Annotated in this window: 20 protein-coding genes; 12 read left to right on the top strand and 8 right to left on the bottom strand. The window is 59.8% G+C overall.

The window, feature by feature from the left end; translation table 11 throughout:
• Positions 1 to 19 precede the first annotated feature (19 nt).
• The 3 genes from ACWR1S_RS10045 to ACWR1S_RS10035 all read right to left on the bottom strand — a co-directional run bounded on the left by ACWR1S_RS10045 (position 20) and on the right by ACWR1S_RS10035 (position 6,135).
• The gene (locus tag ACWR1S_RS10045; protein ID WP_454563375.1) at positions 20 to 3,694 is read right to left on the bottom strand and encodes a translocation/assembly module TamB domain-containing protein; all 3,675 of its coding nucleotides are present in this window, start codon (positions 3,692 to 3,694) and stop codon (positions 20 to 22) included.
• A complete protein-coding gene (locus tag ACWR1S_RS10040; protein ID WP_454563374.1) occupies positions 3,691 to 5,418 on the bottom strand; it encodes an autotransporter assembly complex protein TamA in 1,728 nt (575 codons plus the stop codon). Before ACWR1S_RS10040 ends, ACWR1S_RS10045 begins: the two co-directional genes overlap by 4 nt.
• A gap of 66 nt (positions 5,419 to 5,484) precedes the next feature.
• Positions 5,485 to 6,135 (bottom strand): GNAT family N-acetyltransferase, encoded by a 651-nt coding sequence (locus tag ACWR1S_RS10035; RefSeq protein ID WP_454563373.1) that lies wholly within the window; start codon positions 6,133 to 6,135, stop codon positions 5,485 to 5,487.
• Positions 6,136 to 6,431: 296 nt separating this feature from the next.
• Between ACWR1S_RS10035 and xthA the strand changes: the two genes are divergently transcribed.
• Together xthA and ACWR1S_RS10025 are read left to right on the top strand one after the other, a co-directional pair.
• The gene (gene xthA, locus ACWR1S_RS10030; protein WP_141129140.1) at positions 6,432 to 7,244 is read left to right on the top strand and encodes an exodeoxyribonuclease III; all 813 of its coding nucleotides are present in this window, start codon (positions 6,432 to 6,434) and stop codon (positions 7,242 to 7,244) included.
• Between the two features lie 187 nt (positions 7,245 to 7,431).
• Positions 7,432 to 8,766, top strand: coding sequence for a substrate-binding domain-containing protein (locus ACWR1S_RS10025; protein ID WP_454563372.1), 1,335 nt, complete (start codon positions 7,432 to 7,434; stop codon positions 8,764 to 8,766).
• A gap of 120 nt (positions 8,767 to 8,886) precedes the next feature.
• Here ACWR1S_RS10025 and ACWR1S_RS10020 read toward each other — a convergent pair whose 3' ends face one another.
• Complete coding sequence (locus ACWR1S_RS10020; RefSeq protein WP_454563371.1) at positions 8,887 to 10,116, bottom strand: acyl-CoA dehydrogenase; 1,230 nt, start codon at positions 10,114 to 10,116, stop codon at positions 8,887 to 8,889.
• A 185-nt stretch (positions 10,117 to 10,301) separates the two neighbouring features.
• Here ACWR1S_RS10020 and ACWR1S_RS10015 point away from each other — a divergent pair, with 185 nt between their 5' ends.
• From ACWR1S_RS10015 to ACWR1S_RS10005, 3 genes are all read left to right on the top strand, one after another.
• Positions 10,302 to 11,231, top strand: coding sequence for a LysR family transcriptional regulator (locus tag ACWR1S_RS10015; protein WP_016986544.1), 930 nt, complete (start codon positions 10,302 to 10,304; stop codon positions 11,229 to 11,231).
• A gap of 204 nt (positions 11,232 to 11,435) precedes the next feature.
• On the top strand, positions 11,436 to 11,834 hold the full coding sequence (locus tag ACWR1S_RS10010; RefSeq protein ID WP_007917234.1) for a MerR family transcriptional regulator: 399 nt from the start codon (positions 11,436 to 11,438) through the stop codon (positions 11,832 to 11,834).
• A gap of 143 nt (positions 11,835 to 11,977) precedes the next feature.
• Positions 11,978 to 12,877, top strand: coding sequence for a hydroxymethylglutaryl-CoA lyase (locus ACWR1S_RS10005; protein ID WP_454563370.1), 900 nt, complete (start codon positions 11,978 to 11,980; stop codon positions 12,875 to 12,877).
• 667 nt (positions 12,878 to 13,544) lie between these two features.
• Here ACWR1S_RS10005 and ACWR1S_RS10000 read toward each other — a convergent pair.
• Positions 13,545 to 15,242, bottom strand: a complete 1,698-nt coding sequence (locus ACWR1S_RS10000) for an AMP-binding protein (RefSeq protein WP_454563369.1) — start codon at positions 15,240 to 15,242, stop codon at positions 13,545 to 13,547.
• A 296-nt stretch (positions 15,243 to 15,538) separates the two neighbouring features.
• Between ACWR1S_RS10000 and ACWR1S_RS09995 the strand changes: the two genes are divergently transcribed.
• The 4 genes from ACWR1S_RS09995 (at position 15,539) to ACWR1S_RS09980 (ending at position 21,180) form a co-directional block, all read left to right on the top strand.
• A complete protein-coding gene (locus ACWR1S_RS09995) occupies positions 15,539 to 16,702 on the top strand; it encodes an isovaleryl-CoA dehydrogenase (protein ID WP_454563368.1) in 1,164 nt (387 codons plus the stop codon).
• A gap of 95 nt (positions 16,703 to 16,797) precedes the next feature.
• Positions 16,798 to 18,402, top strand: a complete 1,605-nt coding sequence (locus ACWR1S_RS09990) for a carboxyl transferase domain-containing protein (RefSeq protein ID WP_454563367.1) — start codon at positions 16,798 to 16,800, stop codon at positions 18,400 to 18,402.
• A gap of 13 nt (positions 18,403 to 18,415) precedes the next feature.
• Positions 18,416 to 19,231 carry a gamma-carboxygeranoyl-CoA hydratase gene (locus ACWR1S_RS09985; RefSeq protein WP_454563366.1) on the top strand — a complete coding sequence of 272 codons (816 nt, stop codon included), beginning with the start codon at positions 18,416 to 18,418 and terminating at the stop codon, positions 19,229 to 19,231.
• Entirely contained in the window at positions 19,231 to 21,180 is a 1,950-nt protein-coding gene (locus ACWR1S_RS09980; protein ID WP_454563365.1) for an acetyl/propionyl/methylcrotonyl-CoA carboxylase subunit alpha, read from the top strand. The genes ACWR1S_RS09985 and ACWR1S_RS09980 overlap by 1 nt, the downstream gene beginning before the upstream one ends.
• Positions 21,181 to 21,220: 40 nt before the next feature.
• Here the strand turns inward: ACWR1S_RS09980 and ACWR1S_RS09975 are convergent, their stop codons facing one another.
• Positions 21,221 to 21,880, bottom strand: a complete 660-nt coding sequence (locus tag ACWR1S_RS09975; RefSeq protein ID WP_454563364.1) for a LexA family protein — start codon at positions 21,878 to 21,880, stop codon at positions 21,221 to 21,223.
• Between the two features lie 130 nt (positions 21,881 to 22,010).
• Here ACWR1S_RS09975 and ACWR1S_RS09970 point away from each other — a divergent pair, with 130 nt between their 5' ends.
• The 3 genes from ACWR1S_RS09970 to ACWR1S_RS09960 all read left to right on the top strand — a co-directional run bounded on the left by ACWR1S_RS09970 (position 22,011) and on the right by ACWR1S_RS09960 (position 25,317).
• Positions 22,011 to 22,349 carry a DUF6124 family protein gene (locus ACWR1S_RS09970; RefSeq protein ID WP_093434137.1) on the top strand — a complete coding sequence of 113 codons (339 nt, stop codon included), beginning with the start codon at positions 22,011 to 22,013 and terminating at the stop codon, positions 22,347 to 22,349.
• Positions 22,350 to 22,829: 480 nt separating this feature from the next.
• Complete coding sequence (locus tag ACWR1S_RS09965) at positions 22,830 to 23,981, top strand: M14 family metallopeptidase (protein ID WP_454563363.1); 1,152 nt, start codon at positions 22,830 to 22,832, stop codon at positions 23,979 to 23,981.
• A 142-nt stretch (positions 23,982 to 24,123) separates the two neighbouring features.
• Complete coding sequence (locus ACWR1S_RS09960; RefSeq protein ID WP_454563362.1) at positions 24,124 to 25,317, top strand: MFS transporter; 1,194 nt, start codon at positions 24,124 to 24,126, stop codon at positions 25,315 to 25,317.
• On the opposite strand, the gene ACWR1S_RS09955 is transcribed toward ACWR1S_RS09960, so the two are convergent.
• Both ACWR1S_RS09955 and ACWR1S_RS09950 read right to left on the bottom strand, forming a co-directional pair.
• Positions 25,314 to 25,859: a cytochrome b gene (locus tag ACWR1S_RS09955; protein WP_454563361.1), complete on the bottom strand. Its 546-nt coding sequence runs from the start codon at positions 25,857 to 25,859 to the stop codon at positions 25,314 to 25,316. The genes ACWR1S_RS09960 and ACWR1S_RS09955 overlap by 4 nt on opposite strands.
• Entirely contained in the window at positions 25,856 to 26,962 is a 1,107-nt protein-coding gene (locus ACWR1S_RS09950) for a catalase family peroxidase (protein WP_454563360.1), read from the bottom strand. The genes ACWR1S_RS09955 and ACWR1S_RS09950 overlap by 4 nt, the downstream gene beginning before the upstream one ends.
• Positions 26,963 to 26,989 lie beyond the last annotated feature (27 nt).

Below are 26,989 nucleotides of genomic sequence, written 5' to 3'. Positions count from 1 at the left end.
CGGCTATGGGGAACGCGCATTAGAAATCGCGCTTGTAGAAAATATCCAGCGAACTCGCCACGCCACTGGCCGCTTCGACGTAAACCTTCTTGCTCAGCTTGTAGCGCAGCGCGATGGTGTTGGCCGGTTCAAACACGCCCACGCCATAACGCAAACTGAGCTTCTCGGAGATATTGCCGCTGGCCACCACACTGGTGGTGTTGCCGCTGCCCGCCGTGTCGAGCTGGAAATCCTGAATTCCCAGATCCTTGGCCAGGCTGCTGGTAACTCCGGAGCTACCCATCAAGCCCAGACCCAACGCTGCTTGCGCGAGCATGTTGTTGTCTTCGCCGTTGGTGCTCAGCGGACGACCGAGTACCAGATACGACAATGCCTGCTCTTGACTCATCGCCGGTTCCGAGAAGATCTGCGTGGTCGGCTGCTCAGCGCTGCCGCTCAGGCGAATACCGGCGATCACGTCGTCGGTCTGGCGGATCGCTTCGATGTCCAGATACGGCTGATCGAGGGGGCCGGCGAACAACAGCCGCGCACGCCGCACTTGCAGACGCTGGCCGTAAGCGCTGTAGCGGCCGTCGTTGAGCCACAGCTCACCGCGAGTATCCATGTTGTCGCCGATGTGCACATGACCTTGCACGTTGGCGGTCAGACCAAAACCGGCGAAGGCCAGTTTGTCTTCGCCAACCACCACGTCGATGTCCATCTTCATGGCCATCGGCGGTTTACCCTCTTCGGTCTGCGCACCGACGATGATCGTGTCATCGGAGACTTTTACCGTTGATGGCGGCAATTCACGCACGGTAATTTCGCCTTTGGGCACCTGCACTTTGCCGGCGATTTTCAGCTCGTCGCCGGCCATGGAAATCTTCAGGTCCGGCGCCACTTCAAGTTTCGCGTACGGCTCGACGGTGACCGGCAATTGCGTGCCTTTCAACGCCAGATCGACCATCAGTGCCTGGCCCCAGGCGACGTTCCCCGTCAAGCTGCCCTGCCCGCTCTTGCCACTTTTCCAGCCGCCGTCGAGACGTACCGATTCGCCAGCAATCAGGGCGGTGAGTTGCAGGTTCTGCAGCTCCATCGGCAACTCGGCGCCGGACACTTCACCATCGCTCAGTTGTACGGTGCCGTTGACCAGCGGCGCGAGCAATCCGCCGGAAATCGTGCCGCTACCATTGAGGCGCCCGGTGAGTTTTTCGACCATTGGCACAAACGGCCGCGCCACCGACAGGTCCAGACCGGAGAGGCGGAACGAGCCGCTCAACGGTTTGTTTTTCGGCAACGGGTTGAGCTGCGCCTGCACCATCAGTTCACCGAGTTTGCCGCCGACGAAATTCAGTTCGGTGTCGACGCGCTTCGGCGTGAGTTTGCTGGTGAGTTTCAGCGTCTGGTACGGGAAGTCCAGCCACTGATCCTTTTCCTTCATGCGCAAAGTTCCGCCGCTGGCGTCAATGCTGACCACACCGTTGGGGCCGCTGGCCGGCAGATCCAGTTGCAGATCGGCGTTGAGCTTGCCCTTCCAGGCAAAATCTTTGGGCAGCCATTGCGCCAGACTTTCGATCGGGAACTGCTTGAGGTGGTAGCGCAGTTTCGGCTCCGGCATCAGCCGCTGATCTTCACCGCACAGGCTGGCGTCGCCGGACATCCAGCAATGCGCGCCAAAGTTGATTTTGCCGTCAGCCAGACGTTCGAGCTTGGCCGGGCTTTGCAGTTTCCAGTCCTGGCCACCGGCCTGAATATCGCCGTTGGCCAGGCGACCGCGCCAGTTGCCCTTGTCCAGATTGCCATCCAGACCGAGGGCCAGTTTCAACTTCGGCCCGATCAGGTCGAGGTTGAGTTTCTGGTTCTTGATGTCGCCCTGAGCACTCGCGGTCAACACCCCGAGGTTGGTGTCGCCGGCCTGAATGCCGCTGCCTTTCAGATCGATTTTCGCCCGTTGCGCGCTGTCGAGGGTGGCGTCGAGGTTGAGGCTTTGCAGGCGATTGTCCTGGAAGGCCAGTTGCGAACCTTGCAGGTCGAGTTTGCCCTGCGGCGCCTTCAGCGTACCGGCGACGTTGACCTGGCCAGTGACCTGCCCGCGCAGTTGCGGCCAGAGCTGAGCCAGACGCGACAGCTTGATATCGACCTGCCCGGTGAGTTTCTGTTGCAGGCTGCCCTTGCCGTTGATGCTGTTGTCGCCGAGGCGGATTTGCAGGGCGTTGAGGTTCCACTGCTCGCCAGCGCCGTCGGCCTTGGCCTGGAAGATTGCCGGCTGACCGCGCAGTTTGCCTTTCAAGTCGAGGTCGGCAGTGAGACTCAGGCGCTCGTTTTTCATTTCGCCCGTGCTTTTCAGCGGCCCGGCCAAAGTGCCCGGCAATTCAGCAACCCAGTACGCCGGGTTGAGCGCCGACAGATCCAATGCCGTGTCCCAAGCGATGCCGTCAGCAAACTGTACATTGACGTGCCCTTCAGCCTTGCCCTGCCCGGCTTGCATTTTCAGTTGCGGCAAAGCGATCTGTTTCAGGCTGCCGCTGAACGGACTGCTCAGGGTAAACGCACCCGCCGGGCCATCCAGTGCGGCGTCGAAGTTACCGAGGTATTGCCCATCGGTGTAGGAGACTTCGCCAGTGAAGGTACGCAAGGCGACTTGGGGCTCGTCGATTTCGTTATAGAGCCGATGCCACGGGAAATCCTGCCAGTTGATATTGGCTTGTGCGCTGAGGCCTTTGCTCCAGTCAACACTGCCGGTGAGTTTGAGGCTTTGTTTATCGTTGGCCGTCAGGTCGAGACCGGCAATTTGCGCGCCGCTGGCGTCGACTCTGCCTTTGAGCAGCAGCGCCACCGGGCCTTTGTCGGCGGGCAGCGTCGCGTTGCCATTGAGCTGGTAACCGTTTTTCAGGTCGCCTTCGCCGGTCAACATCAGTTGATTGAGTTGCAGGGTGTCCGGCAGATCGGCGCTTGGCTTGAACGCGTCGCTAGTGATGCGCACCTTGGCCGGGAGGTTTTCCGCCAGCGGTTGCAATTCACCACTCAACTGGCCGTCGAGGTAACCACGGCTGTCCGCGTGCAGGTTGAGGGTTTTCAACAGGTCGCCATCAATCTTCAACGCCAGTGTCCACGGCCCCGTGCCCGGTGACGGCAACGTGAGGTCACCGGCGATGTTCAGCGGCCAGTTGCCGGTCGGCGCGAGTGTGCCGGACAGGTTCAGGCTGAGGTCGTCGCGCTGCAATTTCACGCTGTCGATCTGCATGCCCTGAGCGGTCCAGTGCGCCGCCAGTTGCAAGCCCTTGAGCTGTTCGCTGCCGTTGAACAACAGGCTGCCGACCTGTACGTCGCCCAGTTCGATGGCCACCGGCAATTGCAGATCCGGCAGTTTGATCGGGCCGCTCTCGGTGGTTTCTTCGCTCGGAGGGAATTGCAGGATGACCTGATCAGCCTTGAGCTGTTCGATGCACAGGGTCATGCGCGTCAGGCACAGCGGCGACCAGGCGAAGATCGCCTGGTTCAGCTCGACGCGGCTGCTGTCCTGCTGCCACAGCAGATGATCGGCGCTCCACTGCCCGCCGAGGCGGCCCTGGAAATTTTCCACGCTCAAGCCCGGTACGAGGCCCAGCACCCAGCGGCTGCCGGCCGCCGTGCCGAGTACCGCGGTGACACTCAATACCATCAACAACAGCAGCGCCAACACCGCCAGCGCCGTCATTTTCAAACCACGCTTCACAGCTCAGGCCCCATGGAAAAGTGCAGCCGGATGCCGCCGTCGTCGTCGAGTGCGTGGGCCAGGTCGAGGCGGATCGGCCCGACCGGAGAGACCCAGCGCACACCAATACCGACCCCGGTCTTGAGGTTCGGCAGTTCGAGTTTATTGAAGGAGTTGCCTTGGTCGACGAAGGTCGCGACGCGCCATTTTTCGGCGATTGAGTATTGATACTCGACGCTGCCGGCGACCATGTAGCGGCCACCGATGCGATCACCCTTGGAGTTTTCCGGCGACAGGCTCTGGTAATCGTAACCGCGCACGCTCTGATCGCCACCGGCAAAGAAGCGCAGCGACGGCGGCACCGAGTTGTAGCCGTTGGTGGCGCTGCCGCCGACCTGTACGCGACCGAGGAAGCGGTGTTTGTCGAACACGGTGGTCAGGCCTTTGACCAGTGCGGTGCCATATAAAAGGTTGTTGTCGGAACCCAGTCCTTCCTTGGCCACTTTGCTTTCAAAACTCAGGCGATAGCCGTTGTGCGGGTCGATGCGGTTGTCGCTTTTCAGGTACGAGTAACTGATGCCGGGCATCAGCAAGGTACTCAGGCCGGAGTCATCGCCGAGTTCATATTCTTCGCGCTGCCATTTCAGCGAGATCACCCGCTGCCAGCCGCTCGGCAATTTGCTGTGCCATTCCGGGCCGAAGGTCAGCAGTTTGCTCAAGGTGTCGGAGCCGTCGATGTCTTCGAATTGATAGCCGCCGGCCCAACGCAGTTTGTCGGTCAGTGGCGGGTCGAGCGGAATATCGTAGAACAGCCCGACGTTTTGCCGCGGCGCCGAGAGTTCGGCTTCCCAGCCATAGCTGTCGCCCTGCGGGTTGACCCAGTGGCGTGTCCAGTTGGCTTTGATGCGCGGGCCGACGTCAGTCGAATAACCGAGGCCCAGACCCATGGTGCGTGGCTTGCGCGTGTCGAGTTTGACGTCGACCGGGATCACGTCGTTCTTCGCTGCGGTTGGTGCGGCATCGACGCGTATGCCTTCAAAATAGCCGCTCGATTGCAGGTCGCGATTGAGTTCGGCGATCAGCTCGGAGTCGTACGGCTCGCCCTCTTTGAACGGCACCATGCGTTGCAGCAGGTCTTCGTCGAACGGCGTGTCGCCTTCAAATTTGACTTTGCCCAGCGCATAACGCGGGCCGCTTTCGTAGATCAGTTCGACATCGGCGACACCGGCGCGCGGGTCGACCAGAAGTTTCTGGCTGGTGAAATGGCCACTGAAGAAACCGAAGCGCGAGGCCTGATTCTGAATAAGTCTTTTGGCGTCTTCGTAACGCCCATGGTTGAGCACCGCGCCGGACTTGAGCACGTCGCTTTTCGGTACACGAAAGGATTTGAGGGAGGCCGCCGGGCCGTCGACACGAATGGTGACGTTGCGCAGGCGAATCGGCTCGCCGGGATCGATGTTCAGCACCAGGCGCGGTTTGTCGCCGCCCTTGACGTCACTTTCAATCTGCGGCTGGTAGTAGCCCAACGCCTGGGCCGCTTTGCGCGCCTGCTCTTCGGCACCGCGACTGAAGCGCTGCAGGGCTTCTTCGTCACGATCGCCGAGGCTGCCGATATAGCCTTCTATATTGGCCTTGAGTTCATCGTTGGACGGTTTGATCCGCACATCCAATTCACTTTGCGCCAGCGCCGCGCAGCTGGTTAACAGCACGAGCACGCCACTGGTAAATCTTCCTGGAAACTTCATAGGCGCGGATGCTATCACGGGCTTGGGAGCGTGATAGAACAGGAAATTTCCCAAGAAGTTCGATTGTCATGCTGTTGCAGTTTGTAACACCTGCGGATTGGCGTGGAAAAATACGTGTTCGCGCACCGGCCCGACGGCAACCTCGCCGATCTCCTCGTAACCCTGTCTTTTATAGAATTCCAGGTAACGCGGGTTGCCGGTGTCGAGCACCACGCCCTGCGAGGTTTCATCCACCGCGCACCAGTTGTGCACGGCGGTCAGCAGTTGCTCGCCAAAGTGCTTGCCCTGAAATTGTGGGTGAATGCCCAGCAGCGGCAGCATGTGCACCGAATCGCTGGGTACGCAGGCAGCAACGGCATCGTGGTATTCCAGATAACGGCGTGTGCAGCGGAAGCCGGTGCTGAGCACCATGCGCAGGCGCCACGCCCAGCTTTCGGTGATACCCAGACGGCGTTGTGGCGGCGCGATCAGGGCGATGCCGATCAGACGGTCGTTGACCAGCAGGCCGATGGCCGGCAGTTCCTGCAGAAAGTGTTGTTTGACCAGCTCCCGCACCGTCGCCCGTACCCGTTGCTCGTAGCCGGGGCGCTCGGCTTCAAACAGGTAGCCGAAGGTCGGCTCGTGGCGATAGGCCTGATAGAGCAGCGATCGGGCTTCGCGGGAATAACCGCGGTCGAGCATATGAATGTCGGCGATGGCGGTCTGGGTTTCAGGCATGACGGTGATTCTCCCCGGGGCGCGTGCAAATGGCGACGCTCTTGTTGGTACGAACCTTTTGCGGGTGGCGTGGTTCCCCACAGGTATAGCCCAACTCGGGATCTTCATCGATTTTGCTGGCCTCTTCGCGAGCAAGCTCGCTCCCACATTTCGATCGCGTTCCCCTGTGGGAGCGAGCTTGCTCGCGAAGAGGCACTTACCCGCAACACAAATCCCACAGACCAAAATGATTTCTCCCACACTGGCCCATCTCCCCCATGTCAGCTAGCATCGCCCTTTTGCCAGGACTGCCGACCATGAAGATCGTTTCCTTCAACATCAACGGACTGCGCGCCCGTCCGCATCAGCTGGCAGCGCTGATCGAAAAACACCAGCCGGACGTCATCGGCCTGCAGGAAACCAAAGTCCACGACGACCAGTTCCCGCTGGAAGAAGTCCGCGCCCTCGGCTACCACGTGTATTTCCACGGCCAGAAAGGCCATTACGGCGTGGCGATGCTCTCGCGTCAGGAACCGATTGCGATCCACAAAGGTTTCGCCACTGACGAAGAAGACGCTCAGCGCCGCTTTATCTGGGGCACCTTCGCCGACGCCAATGGCGTGCCGGTGACGATCATGAACGGCTATTTCCCACAGGGCGAAAGCCGCGACCATCCGACCAAATTCCCCGCCAAGCAGCGTTTCTACAGCGATCTGCAAGCACTGCTGGAAAGCCAGTTCCACAACGAACAGCCCGTGGTAGTGATGGGCGACGTGAACATTTCCCCGGAAGACTGCGACATCGGCATCGGCCCGGACAACATGAAGCGCTGGCTGAAAACCGGTAAATGCAGCTTCCTGCCGGAAGAGCGCGAGTGGATGGCACGTCTGAAGAACTGGGGTTTGACCGACAGCTATCGTCACTTGAACCCGGACGTGACGGACATGTTCAGCTGGTTCGATTACCGCAGCCGTGGTTTCGAGGATGAACCGAAGCGCGGGCTGCGCATCGATGTGATTCTGGCCTCGCATGGTTTGTTGCCGCGGGTGAAGGCAGCGGGTGTCGACTATGAATTGCGCGGGATGGAAAAACCGTCCGATCACGCGCCTATCTGGCTTGAACTAAGCTGATCCCCAGTCTTACGCAATACCTGTAGGAGTGAGCCTGCTCGCGATAGCGGTGAATCAGTCAACGTAAATTTGACCGGTACACTGCTATCGCGAGCAGGCTCACTCCTACATTGGTTAGTTGTCATCTTTTGGTCATGCGCCTGACTTAATCTCCCCGGCAATCCCCTTGGCCTGATTCGGTGCCGGCATGACCCTGCGTGTTCTGTGCGTGTTTCTCTTGAGTGCTTGGCTGACGGTCTCTGCCGCCGCCCTGCCCCTTCCTGAAAACGGCCCCGTGCTGCGCATTCAAGGCTCCAACACCATCGGCGCCGAACTCGGCCCGGCACTGGTCGAAGGCCTGTTGCAAGAACAGGGCCTGCAGAAAATCCATCGCGAAACCCCGGACACCGCCAACGAACTGCGCATTGTCGGCCAGACCCAAGAAGGCAAACGCGTGGTCGTCGAAGTCGCGGCCCACGGTTCCAGCACCGGTTTCACCGCGTTGAAAAGCGCCAGCGCCGACCTGGCCGCGTCCTCCCGCGAGATCAAGGACGGCGAATTGCAGGCCCTGCAATCACTGGGCGATCTGAAAAGCCCCGCCGCCGAGCAGGTCATTGCCATCGATGGTCTGGCGATCATCCTTCATCCTGACAATCCGCTGCAGCAACTGGACATCGAGCAATTGGCACGGATCTTCAGTGGTGAGGTAAAAAGCTGGGAAGACCTGGGCGGGCGTGGCGGTGCGATTCATTTATATGCGCGCGATGATCAGTCCGGCACCTATGACACGTTTAAGGAGTTGGTCCTCAGTCGTCGTGGGAAAAGTCTGAGCAACGCGGCGAAAAGGTTTGAATCCAGCGAGCAATTGTCCGACGCCGTCAGCGCGGATCCGCAGGGCATCGGCTTCATCGGTTTGCCCTACGTGCGCCAGGCCAAAGCCGTGGCGATAGCCGATGGTGCGTCGCAATCGATGTTGCCGCTGAATAGCTTGATCGCCACCGAAGACTATCCACTGTCGCGGCGCTTGTTCTTCTATCTGCCACCCGACAGCAACAATCCGTGGGCAAAAGCCTTGGTGACGTTTGCGCAAAGTCGTCAAGGCCAGGCGATTGTGGCAGCCAACGGTTTTATCAGCCAGACCGTGCACGCCATGAGCGTCGCGCCGAACGCGCTGATGCCCGAGGGTTATCAATCCCTCAGCCGTCACGCCCAGCGTCTGACGGTGAACTTCCGTTTCGAGGAAGGCAGCGCGAATCTCGATAACAAGGCGCGTCAGGATCTGGCGCGGGTGTTCGACTATATAAAGCGCCACGACAAGACCGAGCGCGCAGTGACATTGGTCGGGTTTGGGGATGCCAAGGATGACCCGGCACGTGCGGACCTGCTGTCGAAGCTGCGGGCGATGGCGGTGCGCCGGGAACTGGTGAAGAACGGCGTGGTGCTGCGCGAGGTGCGCGGGTTTGGCGCGTTGATGCCGGTGGCGGCGAACAATGTCGATGAGGGGCGGATCAAGAATCGGCGTGTTGAGGTTTGGGTTTACTGATATCCGCCAGATCGTTCCCACGCTCCGCGTGGTAACGCCGCCATGGACGCTCTGCGTCCACTGTGACGCGGAGCGTCACGGGATGCATTCCCACGCAGAGCGTGGGAACGATCAGGTGGATCAGCGCTCGCTGCGCAACATTTCCTTCGGCACATACTTGCCGATCTCGAACTTGCCGATCGCCGCGCGGTGCACTTCGTCCGGGCCGTCGGCCAGGCGCAGGGTGCGTTGCATGGCGTACATGTAGGCCAGCGGGAAATCGTTCGACACCCCTGCCCCGCCATGCATCTGGATCGCCCGGTCGATCACCCGCAGTGCGACGTTCGGCGCGACGACTTTGATTTGCGCGATCTCGCTCTTCGCCACTTTGTTACCGACGGTGTCCATCATGTACGCCGCTTTCAGCGTCAACAGGCGTGCCATGTCGATTTCCATCCGCGAGTCGGCGATCTTGTCGACGTTACCGCCCAGACGCGCCAGCGGTTTACCGAACGCGGTGCGACTTACCGCGCGCTTGCACATCAATTCCAATGCACGCTCAGCCATACCTATCGAGCGCATGCAGTGGTGAATCCGGCCTGGGCCAAGACGGCCCTGGGCAATTTCAAAGCCGCGTCCTTCACCCAACAGGACGTTTTCGTACGGCACGCGCACGTTGTCGAACAGCACTTCGGCGTGGCCGTGTGGCGCGTCGTCGTAGCCGAACACCGGCAGCGGACGAACGATTTTCACCCCGGGGGTGTCGACCGGCACAAGGATCATCGAGTGCTGGGCGTGGCGCGGCGCATCGGGGTTGCTCAGGCCCATGAAAATAAGGATTTTGCAGCGCGGATCACAGGCGCCGGACGTCCACCATTTTTTACCGTTGATCACCCATTCATCGCCATCACGCACGGCACGGGCGGCCATGTTGGTGGCGTCGGACGAGGCTACGTCCGGTTCGGTCATGGCGAACGCCGAGCGGATCTCGCCGCGCAGCAGTGGTTCGAGCCAGCGCTGTTTCTGTTCTTCGTTGGCGTAGCGCACCAGCACTTCCATGTTGCCGGTGTCCGGCGCCGAGCAGTTGAACGGCTCGGGGCCGAGCAGCGAGCGACCCATGATTTCCGCCAATGGCGCGTATTCGAGGTTGCTCAGGCCGGCGCCGAGTTCCGATTCAGGCAAGAACAGATTCCACAAGCCTTCAGCTTTGGCACGGGCTTTGAGCTCCTCCATGATCGCCGTCGGCTGCCAGCGATCACCTTCGGCGACCTGGCGTTCGAACACGGCTTCGGCCGGGTAAACGTAAGCGTCCATGAACGCGGTCACGCGCTCACGCAGTTCTTGCACCTTGGGCGAATAAGCGAAATCCATGAGCAGCTCCCGATGGTTAAGGCAGTTCTTTGGCAGAGGTTGTTTAAGTCATGCAATCGATGCTAGAACAGCGTTGATAATTTACCTAGCCTATTCTCGGCGTGTATAAACATTCATCACCGATATATGATCGGCTGATTGCCAGCCCCCAAAACACTGCCCTAAATAACAAGAGAAGCCGCGTTATGAATCTGAGTAAGGTCGACCTCAACCTTTTCATCGTCTTCGACGCGATCTACACCGAAGCCAACCTGACCCGTGCCGGGCAGATTGTCGGCATCACCCAGCCGGCGGTGTCCAACGCGTTGGCGCGGTTGCGCGAAACCTTCAATGACCCGCTCTTTGTGCGTACCGCTCAGGGCATGGTGCCGACGCCGATGGCGCAGAACATCATCGGCCCGGTGCGCAACGCGCTGTCGCTGTTGCGTGTGTCGGTTCAGGAAAGCCGCATTTTCAACCCGGCACAAGCGGTCAAGACGTACCGCATCAGCATGACCGACCTCACCGAGGCGGTGATTTTGCCGCCGCTGTTCCAGCGCCTGAGACGTCTGGCGCCGACAGTGATCATCGAGAGTTTCCTGTCCAAGCGCCGCGAGACCACCAAGGAACTGGCCGCCGGGCGTCTGGATTTTGCTGTGGATGCACCGCTCAACACTGACCCGCAGGTGCGTCACGTCAAACTGATGGAAGACCGTTACGTGTGTGCGATGCGCAAAGGGCATCCGATGGCAGGCAAGGAAAAACTCTCGCTGGATGATTACTTGTCGCTGACGCATATCCACATTTCCAGCCGTCGCAGTGGTTTGGGCTATGTCGATCTGGCGCTGGGCAAAATGGGCATTCAACGCAAGATCGCCCTGCGCTCGCAGCATTATCTGATGGCGTCGCAAGTGATGCAGCAGACCGATATGGTCATGACCGTGCCGGAGCGCTTTGCCCGTCGGCATGAGCTGCAGGCGTTTAATCTGCCGGTCAATGATGTGCCGCCGGTGGAGACGCATCTGTATTGGCATGAAAGCACCGATCAGGATCCGGCGAATCGCTGGATGCGCGAGCAGATGATCGAGTTGTGCCAGCAGGTGACGGCGCAGGAGAAGAAGCTGGATAAGGTGTAGGGCTTTTTACCGCGTCATCGTTCTCCGTCGGAACGCCGCCCGGAGACAAGCTCGCTCCCACACTGGAGTTGTGGTGTTCACAGAACCATGTGGGAGCGAGCTTGCTCGCGAAGAGGCCGGCACTGACAACAACAATTCATCCCGCTTGACGTAAACGTCAACCTGCCATTAGCTTAGCGCCAAGACCTTTTTCCGAGCGCTTCCATGAGCAGCCAGACTTACAGCATCTCCGACCTCGCCCGCGAGCTGGACATCACCACCCGGGCAATCCGCTTTTATGAAGAGCAAGGCCTGCTCAGTCCTGAGCGCCGTGGCCAGGAACGCATCTATTCGCCACGCGACAAGGTCAGCCTGAAGCTGATCCTGCGCGGTAAACGCATCGGCTTCTCGCTGGCCGAATGCCGTGAACTGATCGAACTCTACGACCCGTCCAGCGGTAACACCAAACAGCTCAACAGCATGCTGGCGAAAATCACTGAGCGCCGCGAGCAGTTGGAGCAGCAGTTGCTGGATATCGAACAGATGAAGCTGGAACTCGATACCGCCGAGGAGCGCTGCGTGCAGGCGCTGGAGCAGACGCTCAAGAGCCAGCAGGCTATCTGACAAACAACACAAATCCCCTGTAGGAGTGAGCCTGCTCGCGATAGCGGTGTGTCAGTCGAACAAGTATTTCTGACACACCGCTATCGCGAGCAGGCTCACTCCTACAAAAGATCTCCACGAATTCAAAAGAGCAGGTCAGTCCCATGTCCCTCCCCTCCCAAGTACGCCTGATCGAAGTCGGCCCGCGCGATGGCCTGCAGAATGAAGCCCAACCGATCAGCGTCGCCAACAAGGTGCAACTGGTCGACGCCTTGAGCGCGGCTGGCCTTGGCTATATAGAAGTCGGCAGTTTCGTTTCGCCCAAATGGGTGCCGCAAATGGCCGGTTCCGCCGACGTGTTCGCGCAGATCCAGCGCAAACCCGGCGTGACCTATGGCGCACTGGCGCCGAACCTGCGCGGCTTCGAAGACGCCATCGCCGCCGGCGTCAAGGAAGTCGCGGTATTTGCTGCCGCCTCCGAAGCCTTCTCGCAACGCAATATCAACTGCTCGATCAGCGAAAGTCTGGCGCGCTTTGCGCCGATCATGGAAGCGGCGCAACAGCACGGCGTTACCGTGCGCGGTTACGTGTCCTGCGTGCTCGGTTGCCCGTATGAAGGCACGGTCGCGCCGGAACAAGTGGCGAGGGTCGCGCGCGAGTTGTACGCGATGGGCTGCTACGAGGTTTCGCTGGGCGACACCATTGGCACCGGCACCGCTGGCGCGACTCGCCGCTTGTTCGAAGTGGTATCGGCGCAGGTTCCGCGCGACAAACTCGCCGGACACTTCCACGACACCTACGGTCAGGCCATGGCCAACATCTATGCCAGCCTGCTCGAAGGCATTTCGGTGTTCGACAGCTCTATTGCGGGGCTCGGCGGCTGTCCGTACGCCAAAGGCGCGAGCGGTAACGTTGCTACGGAAGACGTGGTGTACCTGCTCAACGGGCTGGGTATCGAGACCGGTATCGACCTGGACGCCTTGATTGCCGCGGGTCAGCAGATCAGCGCGGTACTCGGGCGCCCGAGCGGTTCGCGCGTAGCCAAGGCTCGCAGCGCACAGTGAGGGGACAAGGTGTTACCGCTGTGTCCGGAATGTGGGTTGAAGCGAGTAACACGGAAACAAATTGTCTGGTTTTCGCCGGAGTGAAAATTTACTGAAATTCTCAAGCCATTGATTTGCAAAGGATTTTAAAAGTTGGCACGGCTTCTGCTATCTCTATGGCATAACAAGAATAAAAAGCGGCAAACCAATAAAAATAAGACGTACCGACTCTGACATAACAAAAACAACACGGCAGAGACGCAGCTAACAGATTTTTTTGGAGAAGGTGTGCTTTTCAGGGTGCTCTCAGGAGTGACCCGCAACCGGGCAGAGAACAATAAAACTACCTTCAGGTAGCTCCCGAATCGGTTGGATCGTTTAACGAGAAAGCAGATCAGCGCTCAAAAAAATACGTTTGCTCTTGACCCCGGATGGGGGTCGCCAAAAACAGCGGTAAAGGGCCACGGTTGCCAAAAACAACAACAGACCGACCCTCAATAATAAAAAAGAGCACGCGACGACAAAATTAAAGGGGAGCCTCGGCTCCCCTTTGTGCTTTCTGTGATTCCTGTTTCCAACACCGATCCCCTGTAGGAGTGAGCCTGCTCGCGATAGCGGTGTGTCATCAACAAAGATATTGGCTGACCTGACGCCTTCGCGAGCAAGCTCGCTCCCACAGAGGTTGCGGTTACCGCTCGATAGTTTTCAGTTCTTCGATGCTAATTTCACGCATCCTGAATTTCTGAATCTTGCCCGTCACCGTCATCGGAAACTCTTCGACGAACTTGAAGTGCCGGGGCATCTTGAAGTGCGCGATGCGCTCCTTGCACCAGGTTTGCAGCTCCAGTTCCGAAGCGTTGTGGCCGGGGTGGAATTTGATCCAGGCGACAATCTCCTCACCGTAACGCGAGCACGGAATGCCGATCACCTGCACGTCCGCCACCGCCGGGTGAGTGAAGAAAAACTCTTCCAGTTCACGCGGATAAATGTTCTCGCCACCGCGAATGATCATGTCTTTGTTACGTCCGGCGATATTGACGTAACCCTCCTCGTTCATGCTCGCCAGATCGCCGGTGTGCATCCAGCCCGCTTCATCGATCGCTTCAGCAGTGGCTTGTGGGTTTTGCCAATAGCCGAGCATCACACTGTAACCACGGGTGCAGAGTTCGCCGATGGTGCCGCGCGACACGAGGTTGCCGGCTTCATCGATGATCTTGCTTTCCAGTTGTGGCTGCGTGCGGCCAACGGTGGTCACGCGTAATTCCAGCTCATCGTTCGGCCCGGTTTGTAGCGACACCGGGCTGGTTTCGGTCATGCCATACGCGATCTGCACTTCGCTCATGTGCATCTCGCTGATGACCCGGCGCATCACTTCGATCGGGCACGTTGCGCCGGCCATGATCCCGGTGCGCAGGCTCGACAGATCAAATTCGGCGCGTTGCGGCTGGTCGAGCATGGCGATGAACATGGTCGGGACGCCGTAGAGGCCGGTGGCTTTTTCTGCAGCGACGGTTTGCAGGGTCAGCAACGGGTCGAACGCGTCGTTGGGGTAAATCATCGTGCTGCCGTGGGTGATGCAGCCGAGATTACCCATGACCATGCCGAAGCAGTGGTACAGCGGCACCGGGATCACCAGACGATCTGTCGGGGTCAGGCCGATGCTTTCGCCAACCATGTAACCGTTGTTGAGGATGTTGTAGTGGCTGAGGGTCGCGCCCTTGGGGAAACCGGTGGTGCCGGAGGTGTACTGGATGTTCACCGGTTGATCGAAGTGCAGGCTGTCGCTGCGTTCGTGTAGCTGTTCTTGAGAGACACTGGTTGCCATGTCGGTCAATTGCGACCACGGCAGGAAACCTGATGGTGGCTGTGCATCGAGGCTGATCACCCCGCGCAACTCCGGCAAACGCTCACTGCGCAATTGGCCAATGGATTGCTCGGCCAGTTCCGGCACCAGGCCTTGCAGCATGCCGTGGTAGTTGGACGACTTGAACGCCCCGGCGCAGACCAGCCATTGGCAGCCGGATTGCTTGAGCACGTATTCGAGTTCGGAGCTGCGATAGGCCGGGTTGATGTTAATCAGGATCACGCCGATTTTCGCGGTGGCGATTTGTGTGATGCACCACTGCGCGCAGTTCGGTGCCCAGATGCCGAGGCGGTCGCCGGCGTGCAAACCCAGAGCGAGCAATGCTCTGGCGTGCAGATCCACCGCATCGGCCAGTTGTCGCCAGGAATAACGCAACTGCTGATGGCGTACCACCAGCGCTTCACCATCGGGGTACTGCGCGACGGTGTGATCGAACTGCTGCCCGATGGTCATCGCCAGCAAGGCTTTGTCCTGAGAACCACGGGTGTAGCTGCGTTGTGGGTTTGCACTGGGTTGATCCATGACGACCCCTATTGTCTTTATTAGTGGGTTTTGCCGGATTTAACCCTGTGGGAGCGAGCCTGCTCGCGAAGAGGCCAGTGGATTCAACATCCATGTTGACTGATCTGACGCTTTCGCGAGCAGGCTCGCTCCCACAAGGTCTACTCCGTTTCAATCTTGAACTGCCGCTACTCTCGCCTAAGTTGACGTTAACGTAAAGGGTGATTGACAGCCATTCGTCACAGGCTTACGTTAACGTAAAGGTGAGAGCCGAACTATCGCCCTCCCCACCCTACAAAAAAGCCAAAAGGTGACCCATGAGCTATCCATCCCTGAACTTCGCCCTCGGTGAAACCATCGACATGTTGCGCGATCAGGTGCAGTCCTTTGTCGCCAAGGAGATCGCCCCGCGCGCGGCGCAGATCGACAGCGACAACCTGTTCCCTGCTGACATGTGGGGCAAATTCGGTGACATGGGCCTGCTCGGCATCACCGTGCCGGAAGAGTACGGCGGCGCGGGCCTGGGTTACCTGGCACACGTGGTGGCGATGGAAGAAATCAGCCGCGGTTCGGCCTCTGTAGCGCTGTCCTACGGTGCGCACTCCAACCTCTGCGTCAACCAGATCAACCGCAACGGCAACCACGAACAGAAATCCAAATACCTGCCGAAACTGATCAGCGGCGAACACGTCGGCGCGCTGGCGATGAGCGAACCGAATGCCGGTTCCGACGTGGTCTCTATGAAGCTGCGCGCCGACAAGCGCGGCGACCGTTTCGTCCTCAACGGCAGCAAGACCTGGATCACCAACGGCCCTGACGCCAACACTTACGTGATCTACGCCAAGACCGATCTGGAAAAAGGCCCACACGGCATCACCGCATTCATCGTCGAGCGCGACTGGAAAGGCTTCAGCCGCAGCAACAAGTTCGACAAGCTCGGCATGCGCGGTTCCAACACTTGCGAGCTGTTCTTCGATGACGTCGAAGTGCCGGAAGAAAACATCCTCGGCGTGCTCAACGGTGGTGTGAAAGTGCTGATGAGCGGCCTCGATTACGAACGCGTCGTGCTGTCCGGTGGCCCCACCGGGATCATGCAGTCATGCATGGATCTGATCGTGCCGTACATCCACGACCGCAAACAGTTCGGCCAAAGCATCGGCGAATTCCAGCTGATCCAGGGCAAAGTCGCCGACATGTACACCCAACTCAACGCCAGCCGCGCCTACCTCTATGCAGTTGCGCAGGCTTGCGAGCGTGGCGAAACCACCCGCAAAGACGCCGCCGGAGTGATCCTCTACACCGCCGAGCGCGCCACACAAATGGCCCTCGACGCGATCCAGATTCTCGGCGGTAACGGTTACATCAACGAATTCCCGGCTGGGCGCTTGCTGCGCGATGCCAAGCTGTACGAAATCGGCGCTGGCACCAGTGAGATCCGTCGCATGCTGATCGGTCGCGAACTGTTCAACGAAACGAAATGAATTTCGTCAGCGGCGAGCCGCAAGTTTCAAGCTGCAAGAGAACAGCTTTAACTTGCCGCCAAGCTTGCAACTCGTAGCTGCTTACGGAGTAAGCCATGATTCTGCACACTCAGCTCAACCCTCGTTCAGCGGAGTTCGCTGCCAACAGCGCGGCGATGCTCAAACAGGTCGACGCCCTGCACACCCTGCTCGCCCAAGTGGCGCAGGGCGGCGGCGCGAAAGCCCAGGAACGTCACACCTCACGAGGCAAACTGCTGCCGCGCGAGCGCATCAATCGCCTGCTCGATCCGGGCTCGGCGTTTCTGGAAATCAGCCAGTTGGCCGCCCACGCGGTGTACGGTGAAGACGTCCCGGCTGCTGGCGTGATTGCCGGGATTGGCCGGGTCGAAGGCGTCGAATGCATGATCGTCGCCAACGACGCGACGGTTAAGGGCGGTTCGTACTACCCGCTGACCGTGAAAAAACACCTGCGCGCGCAGACCATCGCGCAGCAGAATCGTCTGCCGTGCATCTATCTGGTGGATTCGGGTGGCGCCAACCTGCCGCGTCAGGACGAAGTGTTCCCGGATCGCGAGCACTTCGGGCGGATCTTCTTCAACCAGGCCAACATGAGCGCGATGGGCATTCCGCAGATCGCGGTGGTCATGGGTTCCTGCACTGCCGGCGGTGCCTATGTGCCGGCGATGGCCGACGAAGCGATCATGGTGCGCAATCAGGCGACGATTTTCCTCGCCGGCCCGCCACTGGTGAAAGCCGCGACCGGCGAAGTGGTCAGCGCCGAAGATCTGGGCGGCGCCGATGTGCACTGCAAGATTTCCGGGGTCGCCGACCACTACGCCGAGAGCGACGAACACGCCCTCGCCCTCGCCCGCCGCAGCATCGCCAACCTTAACTGGCGCAAGCTCGGCGAAGTGCAGCAACGCACGCCGATTGCGCCGTTGTACGCCAGCGATGAGTTGTATGGCGTGGTGTCCGCCGACGCCAAGCAACCCTTCGACGTGCGCGAAGTGATTGCGCGACTGGTCGACGGTTCAGTGTTCGATGAATTCAAAGCGCTGTTCGGCACCACGCTGGTCTGCGGTTTTGCGCATCTGCACGGCTATCCGATCGCGATTCTGGCCAACAACGGCATCCTCTTCGCTGAAGCCGCGCAGAAAGGCGCGCACTTCATCGAACTGGCCTGCCAGCGCGGCATTCCGCTGCTGTTCCTGCAAAACATCACCGGCTTCATGGTCGGCCAGAAATACGAGGCCGGCGGCATCGCCAAGCACGGCGCGAAACTGGTCACGGCAGTGGCTTGCGCGAAAGTGCCGAAGTTCACCGTGATCATCGGTGGCAGCTTCGGCGCCGGTAACTACGGCATGTGCGGGCGCGCCTACGATCCACGCTTCCTGTGGATGTGGCCGAACGCGCGGATCGGCGTGATGGGCGCCGAGCAGGCGGCAGGCGTGCTGGTGCAGGTCAAACGCGAACAGGCTGAACGCAGCGGTCAGGCGTTCAGTGCCGAGCAGGAAGCCGAGATCAAGCAACCGATCCTCGACCAGTACGAAGAGCAGGGTCACCCCTACTATTCCAGCGCACGGCTGTGGGACGACGGCGTCATCGACCCGGCGCAGACCCGCGATGTGCTGGCACTGGCCCTGTCCGCGTCGCTGAACGCGCCAATCGAACCGAGCCGCTTCGGCGTGTTCCGGATGTGATCGGGAGAATCTCATGAGTGATTTCAACACCCTCGAACTGCAAAACGACCCACGGGGTTTCGCGACGCTGTGGCTCAACCGCGCCGAAAAGAACAATGCGTTCAACGCCGAGATGATCCGCGAGCTGATCCTCGCTCTCGACAAGGTGGCCAGTGACGCCAGCCTGCGTTTCTTGCTGGTGCGTGGCCGTGGCAAACATTTCAGCGCCGGCGCCGATCTGGCGTGGATGCAGCAATCGGCCGAACTCGATTACCACACCAATCTCGACGACGCCCGCGAACTGGCGGAGCTGATGTACAACCTCGCCAAGCTGAAAATTCCGACAGTCGCCGTGGTCCAAGGCGCAGCGTTCGGTGGCGCACTGGGGTTGATCAGTTGCTGCGACATGGCAATTGGCGCCGATGATGCGCAATTCTGCCTGTCGGAAGTGCGCATCGGTCTGGCCCCTGCGGTAATCAGCCCATTCGTGGTGCAGGCCATCGGCGAACGTGCAGCGCGGCGTTATGCGCTGACCGCTGAACGTTTTGGCGGCCAACGCGCTCGGGAAATCGGCTTGTTGTCCGACAGCTATCCCGCCGCTGAACTTGATCAGCAAGTCGAACAGTGGACCAACAACCTGTTGCTCAACAGCCCCGCCGCGATGCGCGCCAGCAAGGATTTGCTGCGTGAAGTCGGTAACGGCGCGTTAACCCCCGCGCTGCGTCGCTACACCGAAAACGCCATCGCCCGTATCCGCGTCAGCCCTGAAGGTCAGGAAGGCTTGCGGGCCTTTCTGCAGAAGCGCCCGCCGAGCTGGCAAGCCGCAACCACCCCCAAGGAGCCGCGTTGATGAGCGCACCTGTTCTCACCACTCTGTTGGTGGCCAACCGTGGCGAAATCGCCTGCCGTGTGATGCGCACGGCCAAAGCGCTGGGCCTGACCACGGTCGCCGTGCACAGCGCCACCGACCGTGAAGCGCGGCACAGCCGTGAGGCGGACATTCGCGTCGATCTGGGTGGCAGCAAAGCGGCCGACAGTTATCTGCAAATCGACAAATTGATCGCAGCGGCCAAGGCCAGTGGCGCTCAGGCGATTCATCCGGGTTACGGCTTTCTCTCGGAAAACGCCGGTTTCGCCCGCGCTATTGAAGCGGCCGGGCTGATTTTCCTCGGCCCACCCGCCTCGGCCATTGATGCTATGGGCAGCAAGTCCGCCGCCAAAGCGTTGATGGAAACCGCCGGTGTGCCTTTGGTACCCGGATATCACGGCGAAGCACAGGATCTCGACACCTTCCGCGATGCCTGCGAACGCATCGGTTATCCAGTGCTGCTCAAGGCCACGGCGGGTGGCGGCGGCAAAGGCATGAAGGTCGTTGAAGAGGTCAGCCAGCTCGCCGAAGCGCTGGCCTCCGCTCAGCGCGAAGCGCAGTCGTCGTTCGGCGATTCGCGGATGCTGGTGGAGAAATACCTGCTCAAGCCGCGCCACGTGGAAATCCAGGTGTTCGCCGATCAACATGGCAACTGCCTGTACCTCAATGAGCGTGACTGCTCGATTCAACGACGCCATCAGAAAGTCGTCGAAGAAGCGCCGGCACCGGGCCTGTCCCCGGAACTGCGCCGTGCCATGGGTGAAGCGGCCGTGCGCTCGGCGCAGGCGATCGGTTATGTCGGCGCCGGTACGGTGGAGTTTTTGCTCGATGCGCGTGGCGAATTCTTCTTTATGGAGATGAACACCCGACTACAGGTCGAACACCCGGTGACCGAGGCCATCACCGGTCTCGATCTGGTGGCGTGGCAAATCCGTGTTGCCCGGGGTGAAGTGTTGCCGATCACCCAGGATCAAGTGCCATTGAACGGCCATGCGATTGAAGTGCGCTTGTACGCCGAAGACCCTGCGAATGACTTTTTGCCGGCGACCGGGCATCTGGCGTTGTATCGCGAATCGGCTGAAGGGCCGGGGCGCCGCGTTGATAGCGGGGTCGAAGAAGGCGATGAAATTTCGCCCTTCTACGATCCAATGCTCGGCAAGCTGATTGCCTGGGGCGAAGATCGCGAACAAGCCCGGTTGCGCTTGTTGAGCATGCTCGACGAGTTTGCGATTGGCGGTTTGAAAACCAACATCAACTTTTTGCGGCGGATCATCGCCCATCCGGCGTTTGCGGCGGCGGAACTGGATACCGGGTTTATTCCGCGTTATCAGGAGCAATTGCTGCCTGCCTCGGGCACGTTGAGCGACGCATTCTGGAGCGCGGCGGCTCAGGCGGTGGCGCAAAGTCTGCCGCAGCTGGCGCGCCAGGATGACCCTGCTTCGCCATGGGCACTCAACAGCGGTTTGCGTGCGGGATTGCCACGGGAAATCACCCTGCATTTGAGTTGCGAGGGCCAGGATCGCGCTTTGACATTGAGTGCCGCTGACTACGCCAGACTGTCCGGCGACGCACTCATCGTCGAGCACGAGGGCGTACGTCGTACGTTGCGAGCCATTCGCCAAGGCGATTCGCTGTACCTGCAATGGGAAGGCGAGTTACGGCGCATCGAGACGTACGACCCGATCAGCGCCGTCGAAGCCAGCCACAGCCATCAGGGCGGCCTGACCGCACCGATGAACGGCAGCATTGTCCGCGTGTTGGTGGAGGCCGGGCAATCGGTTGAGGCCGGTGCGCAACTGGTGGTGCTGGAAGCGATGAAGATGGAGCACAGCATCCGTGCGCCGCATGCCGGGGTGATCAAAGCGCTGTATTGCCAGGAAGGCGAAATGGTCGGCGAAGGCAGCGCTTTGGTTGAACTGGAAGAAGTCTGAACGGGAGGATCGATCCTACGCCTGGCGAGGATCGATCTGACTAGTAACGCGCCGTTGCCTGAACCACGACACCGATGATTCGACACTCATCGGTCAGCAGGGCTTTCGGCCAGGTCGGATTGAGCGGCACCAGGTAACGCTGGCCGCCCTCTTCGTCGAGTTTGCGAAAAATCGCTTCAGGGCTGTCGGGCCACTGGGCGATCACCAGTTTGCCGGGCACCGCCTCGGCCGCCGGATCAACCAGAATCAGCATGCCTTCGGCAATGCTCTGGCCACTGGGGGCGGTCATTGAATCTCCCGTCACCGTCAGCCAGAACGCCGGACCACGCGCATGGTAATCCGTCAGTTCGAAGCGCTGCTTGCCGGATACCTTCGCGTAGGACCCCGCATCGCTCTCGCGCACCTCGCACGTCGTCTGCCAATCGCTGACCGGGTAACGGAAGTACGGGTTGTACTTCTGCGCCAGCGGCATGTCGTCGTCAGATGTTATTTGCGGTTCCCGGATCACCAGCACCACTTCCAGAAAATCCATGCCCAGCGCTTGCAGCACCCGGTTCATTTCAGTGATACCGGGTTCGCGACGCTTGTTCAGCCAATGGCCGATCCCGCCCTGGGACATGCCGACGCGCTCTCCGAGCTCTGTTTGAGTGATTTTGAGTTCACTCATCTTGGCCTTGACCAACTCAATCCATTTATCCATGTGCAGCACCTTACGTCGACGCCTTCGGCCGGCAAAACACATATTGTAGTATTTAAATTCTGGTCACAACTACACAGAGTACTATTCTGAAGGCACGGATTTTCAATTGACCAAGGAGTGCCTCTTCATCATGAATATCAGCAGCAAAGACTTGCCCGACCTGCAAATGGACACCACCTTCACCTCCCCTCAGGGCAATGCGGCAGCACAGCGAGCGCTGGACTATTACTTGAAACCAGCTGTGTCAGAACCCGAGGTCGACGAACGTTTTTTTGATGTCAGGCGCCATCTGAGCGGCGAAGAAGCTCTGGTGCACGCCTCGGACCTGCTGCGCTGTGCGGCGGCCACTGCGTTCAAGGCAGCCGAAAACCTGCAGGGCGCAAGTCGCGATCTGGCATTTTCAGTGGTACACATGGTGGATATGGCGCGGGCGATGGTCGACCATTCGCTCGATGGCGATGAAGCTTGAGGAATGGGAGTCAGAACGGATGGGAAAGAATTTTCCAATCGCGCAGATAAAAACATTTGACTTGCAAATGATAATGATTATTATTGCATACAGCTGGTCGCGAGATCAGTCGATGGACCAGAGACCTTAGGTCGGTCTTCTGGACTATCTCCTCATCAGGCTAATCACGGTTTTTGACCCGGCTTTTTGCCGGGTCTTTTTTTTGCCCGTTTTTCGGGCTTATAGCTTCAGGCTAATGAAGTCTTCGGGTGTTGCAAATTCGATGGCGCGGATAATATCAAAAGAATATCGCTTGGCAAGCCGAGCCCGGCCAGATTGGGGCAAACTAATGACAATTAGCACTTGAGAATCAATCGCACAGTCTCTAAGCTGCTTGCGCGTCATGGAGGACGCCCCCCGCCACACCCCGCAATTCCCCTCGGTTTCAGCCCTGCCTGCGTGTAAAGTAACGGCCATAAAAATCATATTCAGGAATCGATTATGACCGTGGCCAAATCTTCGTTCGACATCAGCGCCAACTTCGACAGCGGCAACATCCAAGTCATCGACATCAGCAACCCGCTCAATCCGGTTCTGGCCATTCGCCCAGACACCCGCAGCGCTCATTTTCAGTGGTTCCACTTCAAGGCCAGCGGTCTGCATGTTCATCAGGAACACTGGTTTCGTCTGGTCAACGCCAGCCAGTCCTCCTATAACAAAGCCTGGACCGGCTATCAGGCAGTCGCTTCCTACGACCACGTCAACTGGTTCCGTATTCCAACCAGCTTTGAAGGCGACAGCCTGCGCTTTTGCCTCGAAGCCGAGCAAACCCACGCCTGGTTCGCCTACTTCGAACCCTATAGCCGCGGTCGTCATGACTGGCTGATCGATCAGGCACTGAGCAAGGCCGGCACCGAATTGCTGGCAACCGGTAAAAGCGTCGAAGGCCGCGACATTCAGCTGCTGCGCAAAGGCACGGGTGCCGCAGGCCAGCGCAAAGTCTGGATCATTGCTCAACAGCATCCCGGCGAACACATGGCTGAGTGGTTCATGGAGGGCGTGATCGAGCGCCTGGAAAGACACGACGATCCCGTGCTGAACAAACTGCTGGCCAGCGCTGATTTGTACCTGGTGCCGAACATGAACCCGGACGGTGCGTTCCATGGTCACCTGCGCACCAATGCAATGGGCCAGGATTTGAACCGCGCTTGGCAGAACGCCAGTCAGGACGTCAGCCCCGAGGTACTTTTCGTACAACAGCAGATGGAAAAGTATGGCGTCGATCTGTTCCTCGACGTACACGGCGATGAAGAAATTCCCCACGTATTCACTGCCGGTTGCGAAGGCAATCCGGGCTTCACGCCGCGAATCGAGAAGCTCGAAGAACACTTCCGCAGCCACCTGAAACACACCACCAAAGACTTCCAGACCCAGTACGGCTACACCCGCGACGAACCGGGCCAGGCCAACATGACCCTGGCGTGCAACAGCGTCGGGCAGAAATACGACTGCCTGTCGCTGACCCTGGAAATGCCGTTCAAGGACCACGACGACCATCCCGACAAGGTCAGCGGCTGGTCGGGCAAGCGCTCGAAGCAACTGGGCAAAGACGTGCTGACCACCATCGCCGACATGGTTGATACCCTGCGCTGATCCCCTACCCCGCGCACGACCACGAGATCGCGGTCTGACTGCGATCTTGTGCGTTCTACCGTCATGGATTCGCCCGACAAGGTTGCAATATAAAACCCAACAGGGTTAAGGTTTTATTTTGAAACCTAAAAGGACGCGGGACATGCAACCTCTCAACAATGCAGTGGTTCTGCTTTTCTCCGTGGCCTGCGGTCTGGCCGTGGGCAACGTGTATTACGCACAGCCGCTGCTCGACGCCATGGCCGAGGCGTTTGCGATGTCACCAGCGACCATCGGCATCGTCATCACCCTGACGCAGATCGGCTACGGCATCGGCCTAGTGTTGCTGGTGCCCCTCGGCGATCTGCTCAACCGACGCAAATTGATCGTCACTCAAACCCTGCTGTCCGCAGCGGCGTTATTGATGATTGCACTGGCGCCCAACAGTGCGTGGCTGCTGCTTGGCATGACATTGACGGGGCTACTCGCCGTGGTGACGCAGGTGCTGGTGGCTTACGCCGCCACGCTGGCGCTCCCGGCCCAGCGCGGACGCGTGGTCGGTGTGGTCACCAGCGGTATCGTCGTCGGCATCTTGCTGGCGCGCACGGTCGCCGGCGGCATGGCCGATCTGGCGGGGTGGCGAGCGATCTACTTCCTGTCAGCGGGGCTGACGCTGTTGATGGCGTTGCTGCTGTTTCGCGTCCTGCCCAAGCGTGAAGACCCGCAACCAGCGACTGGCTACATTGCACTGATCGCCTCGGTATTCAGCCTGTTCAAGGAAGAGCAGGTGCTGCGCCAACGCGCGATCCTCGCACTGTTGACCTTCGCCAGCGCGATGGTGCTGTGGACGCCGATGGTGCTGCCACTGGCCGCCCCACCGCTGTCGTTGTCGCACAGTGAAATCGGTCTGTTCGGACTGGCTGGCGCAGCGGGCGCGCTGGCCGCCGCACGCGCCGGGCATCTGGCGGATCGCGGGCTCGGGCAATGGGTCAGCGGTCTTTCACTGTTGCTGATGCTTGCCTCCTGGTTGCCGATCGCCCTCACCCAATCCTCGTTGTGGGCCTTGTTGCTCGGCGTGATCACCCTTGATCTGGGCCTGCAAGCCGTGCACGTCACCAGCCAGAGCATGATTTACAGCGTGCGCCCCGAAGCGCAAAGCCGTCTCACCGCTGGTTACATGTTGTTTTACTCGATCGGCAGCGCACTCGGCTCCATTGGTTCGACCGCCATGTACGCGTGGGCCGGCTGGATCGGCGTGTGCCTGCTCGGCGCCAGCATCAACGCCGTGGCGCTGGCGTACTGGTGCCTGACCCTGAAAAGCAGCGCACCGGCACGATGCGCCACTCAGGCGGGTTAACCGCGATCGCGACCGCGCAACATACTGTCGAGCACCTCGTCGCGGCGGATCCAGCCATGAAACAGCGCCGCCGCCAGGTGCAGCAGCACCGTCAGGAACAGCAGATAAGCCAGATACCCGTGAGCCTTGCGCAACAACGCGAACAACTGCGCATCGGCCGGAACGATCGACGGCAACTGCAACGTCGTGCTGAGCATGACCGGTTCACCCGAAGCGCTGATCATCGCCCAGCCCAGCAACGGCAACACCAGCATCAACGCGTACAACAGCAGATGCGAAGCCTTGGCCGCCATCACTTGCCAACCCGGCAGATCCGCTGGCAGTGGAGGCTGGCGCGTAGTGAACCGCACCAACAAACGCACGATCACCAGCGCCAGAATCGCGATGCCCAGCGGTTTGTGCAGATGGATCAACCATTCATGCCGCTCGGAAACCGAAGTGACCATACCGGCGCCGATAAACAACATGGCGATGATCATGACCGCCATCAGCCAGTGCAGCAGGCGCGCCAACAGCGCGAAATGCGTCGGTTGAGTGCTCATGGACGAGCCTCCTGTTTGGCGGCGGGCAACTGGCTGACTTCGCTGGTGCGACGCAGGTAGGAATTGGCGTAACCGGCGGAACGGGCCGCGAGCAATGGGTCGTCGGTACCTTGAATCCCGGCCGGCAATACCAGCGGGTCATAGTTGATGTCACGGCATTCGCCACTCAATTGCGGCTGGGTTTTTTCCAGCACCAGCGTGCCGGCATTCAGCACTTTGCGGCCCTCGGGCCAGGTTTTGCTGGCGTCGTTCACCGGGTCCTCAGGATTGGCCAGGGTGATATTCAACTGAAAGCGCAGCGGCGCGGACGCCAACCGCTGCACCAGATCTTTTTCGAGGAAATCACCGCCCTCAGGCGCAGTGGCGCCCGCAGCATCGCGTGCCAACGGCGTCATGCTCCAGCGCACGGCCTGTTTTTTACCGCTGGCGTCGACCAGATAGAACGCGTTGACGCTGTTGTAGGTTTCGGTGGCATAACTGGCCGAAGGTTTGGCGGTCTTCACCCAAGTCAGAAACGGCACGGTTTCCGGGTGCGAGGCGAAGAACGCCGGGACCTTTGCCGGATCAGGTTTGCCGGTGGCTGGATCCGGCGACTGTGCCTGCTGCAATTGATAAAACGCTTCAGGCGTGCCGACCGGGAACACCGGCATGCTGTTCATCCCGGTGCGCCACTGCTGCCCATTGGCCTGGGTGAAACGCAGCGCCAGGCTGCGGATCGGCACGCTGCTGTCCGGCGCATACGGATTGCCCGCCGGCAGCGCGAATCGCCCGACCACCGGAGTCTGCGGTTCGTTGAACACCTGCGCGGTAGAAAACACCCGCGCCTCACCACTGCTTTCGAAATGCCCGATCACGCACACACCCTTAGCGTGATTACGCCGGAACCCCGGATGCACGCCGTTGTTCTTTTCCAGCACATCGACCAGCGCTTTGGGCGTCAGGCGTTGTGGGTCAAAGTTACCGTGAACGTAGGCAAACGCCCCGGCCACAGCAGCGACTACCACAGCAATGCCGCCCAGACGCAGGATCAGGCTCGCCGCACTCAACGGCGGGCGTTGCGGCCCGCCGGGCGGAGAAGCGTTGGGTGAGGTGCGATCAACCATGAAAGGCTCCAGGGCCATCGGCCACAA

Source organism: Pseudomonas sp. AIG (assembly GCF_977020205.1).
The sequence above is the reverse complement of the archived record's forward strand: the minus strand, read 5'-3'. Positions and strand labels throughout refer to the sequence as shown.